Source organism: Parapontixanthobacter aurantiacus, from assembly GCF_009827635.1.
GTDB classification, from domain to species: domain Bacteria; phylum Pseudomonadota; class Alphaproteobacteria; order Sphingomonadales; family Sphingomonadaceae; genus Parapontixanthobacter; species Parapontixanthobacter aurantiacus.
The window spans coordinates 166,661-180,584 of the sequence record NZ_WTYW01000003.1 but is presented as its reverse complement, the minus strand read 5'-3'; the positions used below and the strand labels follow the sequence as shown (position 1 = coordinate 180,584).

16 protein-coding genes are annotated in these 13,924 nt (G+C 58.7%); 6 read left to right on the top strand and 10 right to left on the bottom strand.

All coding sequences use genetic code 11. The features are described 5' to 3' along the window. Positions 1–107: 107 nt before the first annotated feature. From GRI38_RS11260 to GRI38_RS11230, 8 genes are all read right to left on the bottom strand, one after another. On the bottom strand, positions 108–1,316 hold the full coding sequence (locus GRI38_RS11260; RefSeq protein ID WP_160683869.1) for a GIY-YIG nuclease family protein: 1,209 nt from the start codon (positions 1,314–1,316) through the stop codon (positions 108–110). Then, positions 1,309–3,351, bottom strand: coding sequence for a DEAD/DEAH box helicase (locus GRI38_RS11255; protein ID WP_160683866.1), 2,043 nt, complete (start codon positions 3,349–3,351; stop codon positions 1,309–1,311). Before GRI38_RS11255 ends, GRI38_RS11260 begins: the two co-directional genes overlap by 8 nt. After that, complete coding sequence (locus GRI38_RS11250; protein ID WP_160683863.1) at positions 3,348–3,662, bottom strand: type II toxin-antitoxin system RelE/ParE family toxin; 315 nt, start codon at positions 3,660–3,662, stop codon at positions 3,348–3,350. Before GRI38_RS11250 ends, GRI38_RS11255 begins: the two co-directional genes overlap by 4 nt. Then, positions 3,662–3,919, bottom strand: a complete 258-nt coding sequence (locus tag GRI38_RS11245; RefSeq protein ID WP_160683860.1) for a CopG family ribbon-helix-helix protein — start codon at positions 3,917–3,919, stop codon at positions 3,662–3,664. The genes GRI38_RS11250 and GRI38_RS11245 overlap by 1 nt, the downstream gene beginning before the upstream one ends. Before the next feature lie 91 nt (positions 3,920–4,010). Further along, positions 4,011–5,189 (bottom strand): hypothetical protein, encoded by a 1,179-nt coding sequence (locus tag GRI38_RS11240; RefSeq protein WP_160683857.1) that lies wholly within the window; start codon positions 5,187–5,189, stop codon positions 4,011–4,013. Then, positions 5,189–7,987, bottom strand: coding sequence for a class I SAM-dependent DNA methyltransferase (locus GRI38_RS11235; protein WP_160683854.1), 2,799 nt, complete (start codon positions 7,985–7,987; stop codon positions 5,189–5,191). The genes GRI38_RS11240 and GRI38_RS11235 overlap by 1 nt, the downstream gene beginning before the upstream one ends. A gap of 60 nt (positions 7,988–8,047) precedes the next feature. After that, the gene (locus tag GRI38_RS14150) at positions 8,048–8,278 is read right to left on the bottom strand and encodes a hypothetical protein (protein ID WP_237487513.1); all 231 of its coding nucleotides are present in this window, start codon (positions 8,276–8,278) and stop codon (positions 8,048–8,050) included. A 47-nt stretch (positions 8,279–8,325) separates the two neighbouring features. After that, positions 8,326–8,763, bottom strand: a complete 438-nt coding sequence (locus tag GRI38_RS11230; protein ID WP_160683851.1) for a helix-turn-helix domain-containing protein — start codon at positions 8,761–8,763, stop codon at positions 8,326–8,328. Between GRI38_RS11230 and GRI38_RS14365 the strand changes: the two genes are divergently transcribed. The 3 genes from GRI38_RS14365 to GRI38_RS11215 all read left to right on the top strand — a co-directional run bounded on the left by GRI38_RS14365 (position 8,745) and on the right by GRI38_RS11215 (position 10,972). Next, the gene (locus tag GRI38_RS14365) at positions 8,745–9,050 is read left to right on the top strand and encodes an excisionase family DNA-binding protein (RefSeq protein ID WP_419880271.1); all 306 of its coding nucleotides are present in this window, start codon (positions 8,745–8,747) and stop codon (positions 9,048–9,050) included. The two genes, GRI38_RS11230 and GRI38_RS14365, sit on opposite strands and share 19 nt — an antisense overlap. Positions 9,051–9,239: 189 nt before the next feature. Further along, complete coding sequence (locus GRI38_RS11220) at positions 9,240–10,358, top strand: tyrosine-type recombinase/integrase (protein WP_160683845.1); 1,119 nt, start codon at positions 9,240–9,242, stop codon at positions 10,356–10,358. Between the two features lie 320 nt (positions 10,359–10,678). Continuing rightward, positions 10,679–10,972 carry a TFIIB-type zinc ribbon-containing protein gene (locus GRI38_RS11215; RefSeq protein WP_160683842.1) on the top strand — a complete coding sequence of 98 codons (294 nt, stop codon included), beginning with the start codon at positions 10,679–10,681 and terminating at the stop codon, positions 10,970–10,972. A 21-nt stretch (positions 10,973–10,993) separates the two neighbouring features. Here the strand turns inward: GRI38_RS11215 and GRI38_RS11210 are convergent, their stop codons facing one another. Further along, on the bottom strand, positions 10,994–11,644 hold the full coding sequence (locus GRI38_RS11210; RefSeq protein ID WP_160683839.1) for a hypothetical protein: 651 nt from the start codon (positions 11,642–11,644) through the stop codon (positions 10,994–10,996). 80 nt (positions 11,645–11,724) lie between these two features. Here GRI38_RS11210 and GRI38_RS11205 point away from each other — a divergent pair, with 80 nt between their 5' ends. From GRI38_RS11205 to GRI38_RS11195, 3 genes are all read left to right on the top strand, one after another. Then, entirely contained in the window at positions 11,725–12,219 is a 495-nt protein-coding gene (locus GRI38_RS11205; RefSeq protein WP_160683835.1) for a hypothetical protein, read from the top strand. 173 nt (positions 12,220–12,392) lie between these two features. Beyond that, a complete protein-coding gene (locus GRI38_RS11200) occupies positions 12,393–12,938 on the top strand; it encodes a hypothetical protein (protein ID WP_160683832.1) in 546 nt (181 codons plus the stop codon). Then, on the top strand, positions 12,935–13,225 hold the full coding sequence (locus tag GRI38_RS11195; RefSeq protein ID WP_160683829.1) for a PRC-barrel domain-containing protein: 291 nt from the start codon (positions 12,935–12,937) through the stop codon (positions 13,223–13,225). Before GRI38_RS11200 ends, GRI38_RS11195 begins: the two co-directional genes overlap by 4 nt. A 45-nt stretch (positions 13,226–13,270) precedes the next feature. Here GRI38_RS11195 and GRI38_RS11190 read toward each other — a convergent pair whose 3' ends face one another. After that, positions 13,271–13,918 (bottom strand): hypothetical protein, encoded by a 648-nt coding sequence (locus GRI38_RS11190; RefSeq protein ID WP_160683826.1) that lies wholly within the window; start codon positions 13,916–13,918, stop codon positions 13,271–13,273. Positions 13,919–13,924 lie beyond the last annotated feature (6 nt).

The following is a 13,924-nucleotide window of genomic DNA, read 5'->3' as shown; positions in this document are numbered from 1 at the left end:
AACGATCGCCTAGTCGTTAAGTTCGATCGGAAGCTGGCGCGCCGAATTATGCTAGATCCCACCATTAGCTTCGATGTGGGGCCTTACGCCAATCCAGTGTATCGAGGTTAGCTCGAACCCATTGGTCTGCCTACTAGTTTTGCCGCATCCGGATCGTAGGAAAATTGAGTGATCGAGCCGTCTTTGATCTTCTCTACGGCCTCATCGATGACGAAGAGCGGGACAAGAAACCATTCGCGCGGGGTGACCTGATGGCCGAAGCGATCCTGAATCTCGATGTTCAGCCTGGCTCGACCGAACAGTCGGTGGATCAGCTTTTCCAGCTTTGAGCGGTTGATGTTGAACAGCTCATAGGTGGCGATGATTTCGACATCGGCCATCAGGAATGTCGGATCCAGCTTTGCATTGGCGATCCGCTTATCGACCTGGCCACCAGTCACCCCAATCTTGTGAAGCACGTTCCGATGCTGTGCGACGCGAGGGTCGTCTGATTTGCTCCGCAGAACGTAGATTGTCCCGCTGGCTAAATCCTCCTCGTCGTTTTCGCTGGCGAAAAGCGGGCCGGCAGTTGGTTCGGTGATGCGGCGACCAGCTTCGTCCTTGTAAAGTGCCCGCTGCAGTGAACGAAGTAGCAGGTCGCTCTCGGTCTCGTTGGAATAGATCACACGCAACCGCGCATCGGCCTCACCATTGGGAGCTTTGATAGGCTCACCGACGTTGGCGACATAGGCAATCTGGCCGCCGAGGATGAAGAACTGCCCCTGGCCGATATCTGCCTTCAGGAACCCGGAATCCTTGACGAAGGGGCGCGTGGTTCTGGTCCCGGAATCAAGATCGGCCTGCACAGCATCGAATAGCGGCTTGAACTGGTCGAAGTCTTCGCACCGTTCGCGGTTGGCAATCTCCTCGGCGGCGCGTTTTTCTGTCGCGGAGCGGACATGGCGTAGCTGTGTGATATCGGAGCTGCCCGCCGCGCCATCGAGTTCGGCAAGCAGTTCATCATCGTCCATGTCTTCTGCTGGAGCCGATGGGGTGGGTTCTGCTGCCGCCAAAAGACCCTGATGATCGAGGGGCGTCAGGAGGTCGTGATATTCGCACAGGCCGCGCAGGCGATCCAGGCGGACCGCGTAGAGCCGCTCGAAAATATCCCGCTGCTCGCCATGCTGCGGTGCGCGGCCGTTCTGATCGACGAAACGCTGGATCTCCTCGAAACCCGCGATGACTCGCTCTTCCTTGGCTGAACGCTGAACCTTCTTTTCGGGCTGGGCAAAATCCGCCAACTCATTGCGCAGGTCGTTGAGATCGAGGTCACTCATAGCGGCCCTCATCCTTGAACCGGACAAATGCTGCTGCGCCTTCGGCCATTCGCTTTTCCCAGGCGTCGGCCGAGCTGATCGACGGCAGGCGCCCGCGTTCCTTCTTGAAGCGGACCGCACGCACTGCCAATTCCTTCGCCTCTTCAGGCGTCAGGCTGGTGCGCTTGGCGGAAATGGCTGCGGCGACCTGCTTCAGGCTGTCCTCGCTCATGGTTTTGGCGAGGATGGCGTAGGCTTCGCCGAACGGGTTGATCCGGTCGATCAGATCGATGTCGAGCTCACGCACATCCATCGCGAATTTGCGCACACCGTCGATCAGGGCGGTATTGGCTCCCTGTTCCTTGTCATCGCCAGCGGCAATACGCGCTGCCTGCTGAGTGAGATTCAGAGCAGCGATGGCGTGCTGGCGTACCGCTTCCTGATCTTCGTCATCCAGCTCCGGGTACTTGTCCTTGATGATCTTGCCCAAACGCACCTGCGTGAGTTCCTCAGGAACCAGCTCCTCATCGAACAGGCCACGCTCGATCGAGCGTTTGTCATGCACGAAGGTGGCGATCACCTCATTCAGATCCTCCCGGCAAATGCGTTCTGCTTCGGGGCTCTTGGGTTCGGCCAGCCCCTTGATTTCGATCTGGTAAGTGCCGCGCTCCTCGTTGAAGCCGACATTGCAGCGATCCTTGTCGTATCCGGCTTCGCCATAGTCGAAATCGGGGTCTGCCTGGCTGGTCGGGGTCTTGGGCTTGAACTCGAAACGCGGGGCAAGAACCTGTTCCATCAGCAGGCTGGCAGCGATGGCTTTCAGTGTGTCGTTGATCGCCTCAGTCACCACGGATTCCGCAGCATCAGGTTCGGCGATCAGGTTTGTGAAGCGGGCGCGCGCCTTGCCCGGCGCATCGCGGGTGGCGCGGCCGATGATCTGGACGATTTCGGTCAGGCTGGCCCGATAGCCAACAGTCAGAGCGTGCTGGCACCAGATCCAGTCGAAACCCTCCTTAGCCATGCCCAGCGCGATGATGATGTCGACATGATCGCGGTTGTTCTTCTGGCTGGCGTCCTTCAGCGCCGCCGATACGCGATCGCGCTTGCCCGGATCGTCGTCGACTAGGTCGGCAATCCGCAAGGTGCGCCCGTCTGCCGTCCTGACCAGCTGGAACCCGGTCGCATCGTCGGTGCCCAGCCAATCGCCCAACTCCTCGATGATATGCTCCACTTCCCGATGCTTGTCCTTAGTGCTTTCGCGCGAAGTGACGCTGGGGATGTGGATGATGGTCTTTTCCGCCGGGTCGAGCACCTCCAGGATGCTGTCGGAATAGGGGCCGGAATAGAAGAAATAGCCGATATCGAGGCTTTTCAGATGCTCATAGCCGTTGAGCTGCTCGTAATAGGTGTAGGTCACGCTGTCGAAACGCGCCTCGTCCTGCGGGGCCAGCACGGCTTCTGCGTCGCCGCGAAAGTACGAGCCGGTCATGGCGACGATATGCACCTTGTCGCGCGCAATCAGTTCGCCCAGATGCGTGCCCAGCCTGTTGTCCGGATTGGCGGAGACGTGGTGGAATTCGTCCACTGCGATCAGGCGATTGTCGAAGGCTTCCACCCCGAATTTATCGACAGCAAACCGGAAGGTCGCATGGGTGCAGACCAGCACCTTGTCATCGCTTTCCAGAAAGCTGCCCAGCGCATTGACCTTGCCGCCATCGGTGCCCGGCGCGTTGCACAGGTTCCAGCGGGGTTCCACATGCCAGTCCGTCCAGAAGCCATACTGCCTGAGCGGTTCGTCATTGAAGCTGGAGCCGATGCTTTTTTCCGGCACCACGATGATTGCTTGGCGCAGATCCTGATTGGTCAGCTTGTCGAGCGCGATGAACATGAGCGCGCGGCTCTTGCCCGATGCCGGCGGCGACTTAATCAGCAGATATTGCTCGCCCCGCTTCTCGAAGGCGCGTTCCTGCATCGGGCGCATGCCCAGTTCGTTCGATTTGGTGGAGGCACCATTCTGCGCATAGCTGACAGAAACGGAAGGGACGGTCTTGGTCATTTATCGGGCATCCCTTTTGATCTTTCTGCCATCGCACGGGCCAGATCGCGCGCGCCGTGGAAGACGGCGAGCACGGTCACCGTCTCGGCGGAAACTTCATAGACGACGATATAGGGCAGGCCCGTCACGGAAAGCTCGCGCGTATCGGGGATCCGGCCGACATGGCCCATGTTGGGGTAATCCCCCAGTCTGTCGACGCTATCGGAAATCGCATGGAAAACCCGTTCGGCCGCAGCCCGGTCTTCAAGCGAGATGTAGTCGATAATCGCATCAAGATCGCGCCGCGCGGCACTCGCATAAGTGACCCGCATCAGCGGCCAAAGCCGTGTTTCGCGGCGATTTCAGCATGGACATCATCGGCGGGGTGGACGCGGCCAGCGCGCGCGTCCGCAATCCCTTCCTTGATCCGCTCCACCTGCCAGGCATTGGCTTCCAGATATTGCTGCAGCGCCTGATTGATGACGTAATTGCGCGACCGGTCTAGCGCATGGGCGATGGAATCGATCTCGCTCACCATCTCCTTCGCCGCGCGAATGGTGATGGGGGAAGTGGCCGGTTCATGTCCCATAGCTGGCTCCTGATGCAGATGTAATCACCTGTAATCATAATTCGCAGTCGTCCGGCATACAAGCCAATTCCATGATGGCGTTTTACGTCCTTCAACCTCCGAATTCGGTGGCCGCCGATTTCCCCCGCTTCCATGCCTTATTGAGGTGGTCGTCATTGGCGAGGAAGAATTCCCCGCCCATTGAATCTGCCTTCTTGTGAAGGAACCGAACCATTTCCTGCTCGCCGCTTTTGGCATGATGAGACGATGGGAAAGGCGGGAGGCCTTCGACGAAGGTGGACTTTAAAATGCGCCATTCAAACTGCTTGCCTGGCAAGGCGCTGTTGAAGCTTTTGCAGCGCACTTCGGGGCTTTTGGAAAAACCCACCTTCACGATTCTACGCTTCCTTATTGGGCCACGCACGAAAGAACCAATGTCGTCACCGACAAGTTCAAGCATATAAAGGTGCTTCGGACCTTCGCTTTCGGACACATGAAAGCCGCTCTGAGAAACGGGTCCCGGCCGACTTGGTCGCATCAGGTCTTGCCCATCAGCGAACTCCGCGTGCTCGATCTCTCGCCCTCCAAAAACAGGGCCTTCGTACATTTGGAGGGCGAGAACCTTTCTCGCTTCTGCGCTGGTCAGTCGTTTGCAATACCTGCCGATGGAACGCCCAGCTCCAGCTGACCACGTTTCATCAGCAAAGTCTTCCACCCTTGGGCGATCCTCAGGGACCACGTGCCAGGCCCGCGTTGATTGTACTCCAAACAGCCATCGGCTCCTGTTTCGCGGGCTGGCTTGCTTCTCGGCCCATGCCTGCGGTGAGATGAATTGTTCGGACGGTCCGGCCAGATGTGACACTTGCTGCACACCGAGTACTCGGCCGGCCAGATCGGAGCGGAGACTTTTTGTGCCGTAGACGACGACAAGTGCGCCCGGCTCGCTTTCACGCAGGAACTTCGCTCTGTCGCTTTCGGATCCAAAGGCGAGCAAGCCCCAATTTTCCGGATCGTATCCGTAATAGCTAGTCAGCCACACGTTTGGCGGATCGGAATTGATCGCAGCCATGGGATCAACCAGACCATTGCCTGCAAGGCCATTTTCATGAGCTCGCTCAAAGGCAGCAACGCTTCCGTAAGTTGCCTTCACATGGGAAGGAGCGATCTGGCCAAAAGTCCGGTCAAGTTTATACCAGCCATGGGCGTCAAACATCTCAGCAAGCCCGCCATAATGTTTTTTAGCGATCCCATTGACTGCTTGTTTATCCCAACCACGCGGACGTTTCGCCATCACGCGGCCTTCTTGCCGGTCATCTTAGTGTAGAGCTCGAACAGTTTTTCGAGGCGTTCGGTGTCGTTCTTGAAGCGGCGGCCGATGTAGATGCGTTCCAGCACCTCGTCATTGGCGGCATGAGCATCACGCAATTCCGGGAACTGCTCATCCATCTTCTCGGCATCGTAGAGTTCGGCGATTGTGGCCGGGAAATACGCTTCCCTCGCCAGCAAGATTTTCTCCGCGCAATAGCTGAGATCGGCCTTGTTCTTCTCGGTGAGCGGGGGAACCGGAAGGGTGTTCCAACCCAAGGTGTTCGAGAATCGATAGTCAGTCTTAATCTTACCGCAAACCGTTGCGATCCAAGACAGTGCGACCTTTGAAACGAGCACTGCTATGTTCCACAATGGTGGATCGAAGAACGCAAAACCCCCATCACCAACAATCGCGCCTTTCGGCAAGGTGGCCACTGGGAAGAATTCTCTTTCCTCCGAAGAGTGCCGGGGGATCTGGAAGACAGTCTCATTGCCGCGCTGTCGAACTTGTTGGAATGCGTACGGGCTATCGGCACCAGCCTTCGTCAGCTCTTTGTCGCTTTCGTTTCTCATCTCCGCGACAATGTCGAAACGCTTTTGAAAGCCCGGTAGATCCTTGAGGGCCTCGTACTGCGCCTTTGAAGCCCAAATGCAGTAACGCCCTTCACCGTGCGTTGCGTCGTGTGCCCCAAAGAATGGCCGAATTACCTGAAATTCTTCGCCAGCCTCCGAGCGCAATTGGTGTGCAATATCGGCATCAAAAATCAGCCCGCCCCCGTCAGCCGGTTTGCTGCCATTCACAACGGCTTGAAGCCCTTGAATGGGCTTGGACTTATTCTCGACGTAGACGTCGTGATACGGCACTAGATAAGCGTTGATGTTTGGGACATCACGGACCGTGTCGTCTTTGCCGCTATACAGCTTCGCCATCCCTGACTGTCGCGAAATCCCGACAATGCAAACTGTGACACCGGCATTCTTGGCGGCAAGGTTTTTCCAGCTGAAGGACGTGACAGCGAAATTGATCCTCAGCTGATCTTTGATGATGCTTGGCCAAAACCGAAATACCTGCTCGCCTTGGCAGATGGAGTTTGTCGAAACGAACGCTGCTGCGGAATTCTCCACCTTCCCGTAATCGGCAGCTTTCATTAGCCAACCGCAAACGTAGTCCAGCGACTTCCATGCGTCGATCCTGCCGCGAAACACTGCTTCCAAATCGGCTTTGCGCATTTCGGCTTCGCGCTTGAGACGTGCCTTCGTTTCCTTGCTCGCACCTTTTGGAGCCTTGGTCGTTGCGCCAATATATGGCGGGTTCCCGCAGATATATGTCTCACCACCTTCGTTCTCGAAGTCGATCTTGGCCTGATCCAGCGGCGCGCCATAAAGATCGTCGGCGAAGATCTTCCCGCCGCCTTTCCCGGTCGGCTCACAGACCGTCAGCCAGTCGAGCCGCAGGGCATTGCCCTGGACGATCCAGTTCTGTGCATCGAGCGGCAGAAATTCCGCCAGAGCCAGCTTCTGCCCGCGATAGAGCACGTCGGACTGAAATTCCGCAATGATGAGCGCGAGCCGGGCGATCTCCGCCGGAAAATCGCGCAGTTCGATCCCGCGAAAATTGGTCAGCGGAATGTCCGATGCGCGATCGGTCTCATCGCGGCGCTGATTGATCTCCGCCTCGATCTTGCGCATTTCCTTGTAAGCGATGACGAGGAAATTGCCCGATCCACAGGCCGGATCGAACACGCGGATTTTCGCCATCCGCTTGCGCAGGTTGAGCAGCTTTACCTTGTTGTCGCCCGCTTCCTCCAGCTTGGCGCGCAGGTCGTCGAGGAACAGCGGGTTCAGCACCTTCAGGATGTTGGGCACGCTGGTGTAATGCATGCCCAGCGCGCCGCGCTCCTCATCATCGGCTACGGCCTGGATCATGCTGCCGAAAATATCGGGGTTGATCTTCGTCCAGTTCAGCCCGCCGATATGGATCAGGTAATTGCGCGCCGACTTGTTGAAGCGCGGCACATCCAGCGATCCACCAAACAGCCCGCCATTCACATAGGGGAAGGGCCGCGCCCAGCTCTTGATGCCTTGCGCCTCGTGGTTCTCCTTGCGCGTATTCATCGCGCGGAACAGTTCGGCAATCACCTCATGCGTGTTCGAACTGTCCCGCTCGCTCATCTTCTCGACCGTCCCGGTGAAGGGATAGCTGGGGTGGAAGATGCTGGTATCCTCCGCATAAAAGCAGAAGATCAGCCGGGCCATGAAATGGTTCATATCCGCGCGGCGGGCGGCGGTATCCCAATCGGGATTGTCCTGCAGCAGCTCCAGATAAAGCTTGTTGAACAGGCGGGTGGCGCGAATGTCGAACGAACTTTCGCGCAGCTGGGGAATGGTGGTGATGCCCGCCAGCGGCAGGAAGAAGCCGAACTTTTCGGCAAATTCAGGATAGGGGCAGGAAAGGATGTCCCCGCTCGCCAGATCCTGTGCTTCGAGCATGTCGCCATCGGTGGCGAGGATGAACTTGGCCTTGGCCTTTGCGGTAGCCGGGCTGTCGCGCAGGGCGGTGAGGGTATGCGTGACCTCACCCGGCGCCGTGACGGCGATGTGGATGTGGTTGCGCTGAAGAACGCCGCCCAGATCGGACTTGTTGGTGTTGCCAGAACGCAGCCGCTTGATCTCGGTGGGCTTGCGCCCAAAAGCCTCCAGAAAGGCGTAGGGGAATTCGGCAGCGTCAAACGGCTGCTCCGCCAGTATCTCTATGGCTTCAGCTATTTCGGTGGCGTTCATTCAGACCTCTCGCGGGATGCCCGACGGTCGTGCGAGTAGCGGTGAATTTGCGGATTGAAATCAATCATCGATCTGGTTGAGCGAAATGGGAGTCGATTTCACATCACCCAATAGAAGTAACCGTGCGACACGGTGTCCGGCATATCCCAAGGCCACGCCTGAAGCTGCCAAACAGCCCAAGACAAGATGATAGAGTCCTAGATCGCCGCCAAGTACACTGCGATCCGTCGCGGCAGCAATAATCGCAATTCCCAGGAAACTTATGGCCGTGACACGGAGGAAATTCGCCAATCGACTAAGCTGCCTCTCGAGTTCCTCATGATCCGATAGACGCGCCATCAATCCTCTCCCATCAGTTCAAATACCGCCGCGACTTCCTGGTTGGGTGAGGTCCGGTTCGTGTGACATGTCTTGAAGATGTAAGCACCGATCTTGCCAGCCTGCGTGGGGGTCAGTTGCAAACCTCTTTTTGAGGACTCGGCGAAGATCTCCGAAACCAGTTCGCCGACGGCCACGCCGACATCGTCAGGATGAAGGCAATCCGTTCCTGTGACGAGCCATGAGAATGAAATGCCGAAACGTTCGCAGAAAGCCAGAGCGACGGAGAGCGGTATCTCGCGTTTGCCGGTCTCATAATTTTTGTATCCGCGATCTGAGATATGCAGCAACGCCGCTACCTTACTCTGCGGAAGATCGTGATCTTTCCGGGTCTCCAACATTCGACCACCGATGGCAGCTGCATTTATCAACTGGACAAATGTTCCCTTTTTATGCACAAATGTTCACTAATGACGATTCGCGTTCCTATTTATACCGCTTTGTGCACCAGGAGGTCCAAATGTCTACGCTTGACGCTGTTGAACTGATCAGTCCGCGGCAACTGGCGCGACGGACCGGATGGGCCGAGAAACGCATCCGAACCCTAATCGACAACCGGCACCTCAGGTACATTCGGATCGGCACCAGGTACCTCCTCCCGGTGAATGCCGTGGACGAATACATTGCTCGCGAGATGGTCGAACCAGTCTCTGAAGTGAAAGCGCGGGGCGAGGGCGATGATTGAATCCTGCCCAAATTTGAGCCGCGCGCTTACCGCCGAAGAATGGGTGGAAAAACTCGCCGAGCGAGGCATCAAGATATCGGCTCGGTGGCTGAGGGAGCGAGCCGTCGAGCTTGGTACCTTCCGGAAGATGGGCCGGACTGTCTTGATCACACCGGAAAATTTGGATCTTATCTCTGAAAGTTCAAACCGATGCCGCTCGAGGTCTATAAGCGTAAAGGGAAATGGTGGGTCCGGGGAACGATCGAATACGGTGGTACCGCGATCTCAGGCTACTACCGCAAAAGCACTAGAGCATCTGAAGAGGCAGGCGCGTGGGAATGGTGTCGTGAGGAAGAAAAACGAGTCCTGAACCGCCATCTGAATGGCGAAACCGCTGGGGAAGAGGAGCTTGGTCCGAAGGCGCCCGATCTGACGTTCGCAGATGCAGTCTTAAAATACACTGCGAAGCCAAAGGAAGCGACCTACCTCATCCCCATCCTTACAGAAATTGGCGCGATCCAGATAAAGAACCTAAAACCATCGCTAGTCCGCAAGCTGGGAGAGAAGATCTATCCGATGGCATCGACGGCGACCTGGACGCGCCAGATAATCACGCCCGTGCGCGCTGTCGTTAATAACTTATATGATGACAGCGACGGAACAGTGTATCGGATTCGCGGTTACACTAAGGCTGAGAAGGTCGCCCAGGATAAAAAGCGGGGTAGCACGGGCCGAAAGAAATATCCTCCGGCAGATTGGGATTGGCTGCTTCAATTCCGAGAACATGCCCCACCAAAAATCGCAACTCTTGCGTTGATGATGTTCGCGACCGCCGGGCGGATTTCACAAACAATTTCAATGCATCCACACAAGCATGTGGATGCTGCTGAAGGAAAAGTTTGCATCCCAGCAGCGAAAGGGACCGAAGATCGATGGATTGCCGTTCCGCCCGAATTGATGGAAGAGCTGCTGGCGCTAACTCCAGAATATCCTCGCGGTTGGCCAAGGGTACCAGAAAATCTTCGCCTGTTCGGATACGCGGGCCGGTCAGGCCCCTTGAAATTATGGAGAAAGGCCTGCGCTGATGCGGGAATTCGCTTCATCCCATTTCATACTGCGGGTCGGCATGCATTTGGCCAGGAGATGAATGTTCGAGAAGGTGTAGATGCCAATGCGGCCGCCCATCACGGTGGCTGGGAAGACATCAACCTGATGCGAAAGGCGTACACCCACGTGGAAGAGGCTGAAGACAAGATCAATCGCGCGCTCCGTCGCGGCCAACGGAAGGCTGAACGGCGGACCAAACTCAAGCTGAAAAAGGAGGGCTGACAGTGTACGACATTTGTACGAAGCCAGGTCGCAACGAGCCGCATTTTCCCGCAATGTTCCGCGGGAATGGGTCGCGGACGAAAAATCGGCTCCAAAAATTCCCTATATTTCAAGGACATTTATGGTGGGCGCGGCAAGGATTGAACTTGCGACCCCACCCGTGTGAAGGGTGGGGGAAAGACCGGGTCATAAACCTCGGCCACTCACGTGAGGGAACGGAGCGATCGCGGCTCACGCCCCGTCTCCGACAGCAGCCGCTCTTGATAGATTTTAAGCCGAAGCCCATCTCCAGTGAAAGAGAGATTAAGGAGAGGAATTCCATGCGCAGCCAATCTGAAGTATCCGCCATGCAGTGTCCCGTGTGCAGCGTTCCCCTGGCCATGAGCGACCGGCAGGGGATCGAGATCGACTACTGCCCGCAGTGCCGCGGCGTATGGCTCGACCGCGGCGAACTCGACAAGATTATCGAGCGCAGCGTGCCTGAGCCCGGCCCCCGGCAAGCCGCCGCGCCCAGCCACGCGCAGCAAGGCGGCCACGGTCACTCGGGCTACGGCCATGGCTATCGCAAGCCGCACAAGCGCAAGAAGAGCTTTTTCGAAGAACTGTTCGATTAGGGGGGCGAGTGCCCCGCCGGATCAGTTTATCTGGCCCCCCGCGGGCGGCGGTGCGGCCATTGGCTCGCTTGCATCGAACTCCACCCGGAACAGCCGCGTCGGGTCGTTTCGGCGCGTCAGTTGGTAGGCGAACATTGCTCCCGGCGCACTTGCCGGGGAAACCTCTACGCGCCAGACGTTGGTGAGCGATTGGTCCAGTCCCTCGCGCTCGAACAGGGCGTGCGAGAAGGCGTCCACCGGAAAGTCCCGTATGCGTGCGGTTCCGGTCGAAAGCGTGTCTCCGCCATATCGCGTCACCGCATCCTCGCTGCCGTCCGCGTGGCGATGGTCGTGCTTCAAGCGCAGGCCGTCCGCGCTGCGCGTGATGATCCAGGTGCGGCTGCGATCCCAGCCGCCGGGTGCGTCGTCGTCCTCGACATGGAAGGCAATGGCGACGCGGTTGCCGCTGCACTCCGCCCAATGGGCGAACATCCGCCGCCCTTCGAAATTCACGTCGCGCTGATCGGAACTGGCGAGGCCGCCCGCGTAGGTACTGCCGCAGTGGCTCGTCAGATTGTCCCAGAACGACTCCTGCGAGGCAGGCAGGGTCGGCGAACCGTCCATGGTTGCACAGGCCGAAAGGAGGACGGAGACGAACGCCGCTGATGCGGCGGGAAGGGCGGGTTTGCGCATTGCGCCATTCTTAACATCACGGATGCTGTGCGCTACTCCTTTCCTACACGCCCGGCGCGCGGCATCGTGTTTCGCTTGCCATGAAACGCTATCCGCCCCCGTTGCCGCCGCCCTTTCCGATCCGCCGCCGCCGTATCCCCGCCTTCCATCCGGTCCCGGTGAGCGGGCGCAAGGATGGCTGGACGCATGAGCGGCAGGCCGCCTTTATCGGCTATCTGGCCGAGACGCGCTCGGTCGCGGCAGCGGCGCAGGCGGTCTCGATGGCGCGAGAAGGCGCCTATCGCCTGCGGGCGCGCGAGGGGGCGGCGAGTTTCGCGCGGGCATGGGATGCGGCGCTCGGCAAACGCCCGAAGTCTTGCGATCCTGCGCAGGAGGCGTCACCGAAAGTCACGGACCTGCCTGCCCGCTATCGCGCGGAACACGGGCTGATCGTCACCATCATGTATCGCGGGCGTTACGTGAAGAGCGCGCGAAGACCCGACAATTCCGCGCTTCTCCAGCATCTCGCGCAGCTCGACCGGGCCTTGCGCATGGCGGATGCGGAGGATGGCGGGTGGGACGAAGGTCACAGGTGATAGAGCGCCGTTCTGCGTTCCACCGCAGCGGGGGGCGTCGCGGGAGCTTTGGGGGCGATGGCCGAAAGCTGCAAACAGGTAACGAATTGAAAGAACGAACAAAATATCTTGATATAAGTTATTATATGGGAACGGGGCATGGTGGCTACCCCTTGGTTTGACAGGCGGCATGCATGCGCCGCGACGTCAAAACAGGAGGACATTCGGTGGCGGAAATTCCCGTAGAAAAGAAATCGAACAGCTGGATCTGGTGGCTCTTGCTGCTGGCCGGCATCATTGCGCTCATCTGGTGGCTGGTCTCGGAAGCCGATGAAGAAGAAGTGGAGCCGCTCGAGACGGACATCGTGGCGACCGATACGGTCGACGTGGCCGAAGGACCGCTCGGCATGGCCGCACTGGGTACGCTCGGCACGCGGATCGGCGAGGAAATTCAGCTCGACGGTGTCGAAGTGAACCGTCTCGTGGGCGACATGGGCTTCACCATCGGCGAAGGCGCAGAGGAAACGCTCGTGCGCTTCGACCAGGTACCGACGCCCGATACGCCGACGGAAGGGCGCATCGACGTGAACCCCGGCTCGACCGTGTCGCTGACGGGTGATGTACGCTCGCTCGACCTGTCGGAAATGCCGGAAGGCGTGCGTGAAGATCTCGAAGGCACGAACGAGGCCTATATCTATGCAAGCCGCGTAAGCGTAGCGGACGGAGGAGTTGTATCGTGAAGCACGACAAGAGATTCGAAGAACTGGATTCGCTCGACAAGTGGCATCTCGTCCATGACAATCAGGACATTCGCGGCTGGCCCGTGCGCTCCGCGACCGGCGACGAATATGGCCGGATCGAGGATATGCTGGTCGATCGCGAGGCGGAGCATGTGCTCGCCGTGAGGATGGATGACGGCCGGCTCGTTTCGGTCGACCATCTCGACCTGCAGGACGGTCACGCGATCTATCGCGAGGACCGGGCAGCGTCGTCGACCAACTACACGAAGGTCCATCAACGACGATAGTTCGACGCGGGCAGGCCAAGTGCCTGCCCAGCGCCCGTGGGCCGGTCAGGGTTTTTGCGAGAGGCCCTGCCGGCCCGTTTGCGCCTCCGCGATCGGGGGAAGCGGAACGGGGCGGCTCGCATCGAAGGTAATGCGATAGGGACGACCGGGCGCGTCCGCCAATTCATAGGCGATCTGTGCGTCGTCCTTACCTGCCGGATCGACCGCGATGCGCCAGCTATTGGCTGCCCTTTCGGACCAGCCACGCCGCTCGAAAACCGCGGCGTTGCCGGAGGCCTCGGCGGCGTCGAACAGGGTGACGGTATCGCCCGAGCGATCCTGTCGCCGGCGTTCGTAGCGCATGGCGAGGCCGCCCGTCTCGTCGCGGGCGAAGATCCATTGCCGGGCGCGTAGCCAGTCGCCCCTTTCGTCCTGCGTGTAAAACGGCATGACGATCCGGGTATCACTGCATTGCGTGATGCTCATCAGCATGTCGCCTTGCGTGACCGGTGCCTCGATCGTCGGAGACGCCTGCGCCATCTGGCTGGAATAGGTGCGCCCGCAATGGCTGGAAAGTGCTGTCCAGAAGCCCGGCGCGTCGACCTCTTCCTCGGCGGGCATGCCGGTCTCAGCTTGCTCCGCTGGCTCGCTGCACGATGCGGCAAGCAGCAGAAGAGCGGGAGAAAGCAGGGCCGGGGGGATGCGGAACGTCATCGAGGG

Bases quoted from the DNA above. Each gene is read 5' to 3' on its own strand.
- GRI38_RS11260 (WP_160683869.1), bottom strand. From the start codon at position 1,316: ATGAGTGACCTCGATCTCAACGACCTGCGCAATGAGTTGGCGGATTTT.
- GRI38_RS11255 (WP_160683866.1), bottom strand. From the start codon at position 3,351: ATGACCAAGACCGTCCCTTCCGTTTCTGTCAGCTATGCGCAGAATGGT.
- GRI38_RS11250 (WP_160683863.1), bottom strand. From the start codon at position 3,662: ATGCGGGTCACTTATGCGAGTGCCGCGCGGCGCGATCTTGATGCGATT.
- GRI38_RS11245 (WP_160683860.1), bottom strand. From the start codon at position 3,919: ATGGGACATGAACCGGCCACTTCCCCCATCACCATTCGCGCGGCGAAG.
- GRI38_RS11240 (WP_160683857.1), bottom strand. From the start codon at position 5,189: ATGGCGAAACGTCCGCGTGGTTGGGATAAACAAGCAGTCAATGGGATC.
- GRI38_RS11235 (WP_160683854.1), bottom strand. From the start codon at position 7,987: ATGAACGCCACCGAAATAGCTGAAGCCATAGAGATACTGGCGGAGCAG.
- GRI38_RS14365 (WP_419880271.1), top strand. From the start codon at position 8,745: ATGTTCCCTTTTTATGCACAAATGTTCACTAATGACGATTCGCGTTCC.
- GRI38_RS11220 (WP_160683845.1), top strand. From the start codon at position 9,240: ATGCCGCTCGAGGTCTATAAGCGTAAAGGGAAATGGTGGGTCCGGGGA.
- GRI38_RS11215 (WP_160683842.1), top strand. From the start codon at position 10,679: ATGCGCAGCCAATCTGAAGTATCCGCCATGCAGTGTCCCGTGTGCAGC.
- GRI38_RS11210 (WP_160683839.1), bottom strand. From the start codon at position 11,644: ATGCGCAAACCCGCCCTTCCCGCCGCATCAGCGGCGTTCGTCTCCGTC.
- GRI38_RS11205 (WP_160683835.1), top strand. From the start codon at position 11,725: ATGAAACGCTATCCGCCCCCGTTGCCGCCGCCCTTTCCGATCCGCCGC.
- GRI38_RS11200 (WP_160683832.1), top strand. From the start codon at position 12,393: ATGCGCCGCGACGTCAAAACAGGAGGACATTCGGTGGCGGAAATTCCC.
- GRI38_RS11190 (WP_160683826.1), bottom strand. From the start codon at position 13,918: ATGACGTTCCGCATCCCCCCGGCCCTGCTTTCTCCCGCTCTTCTGCTG.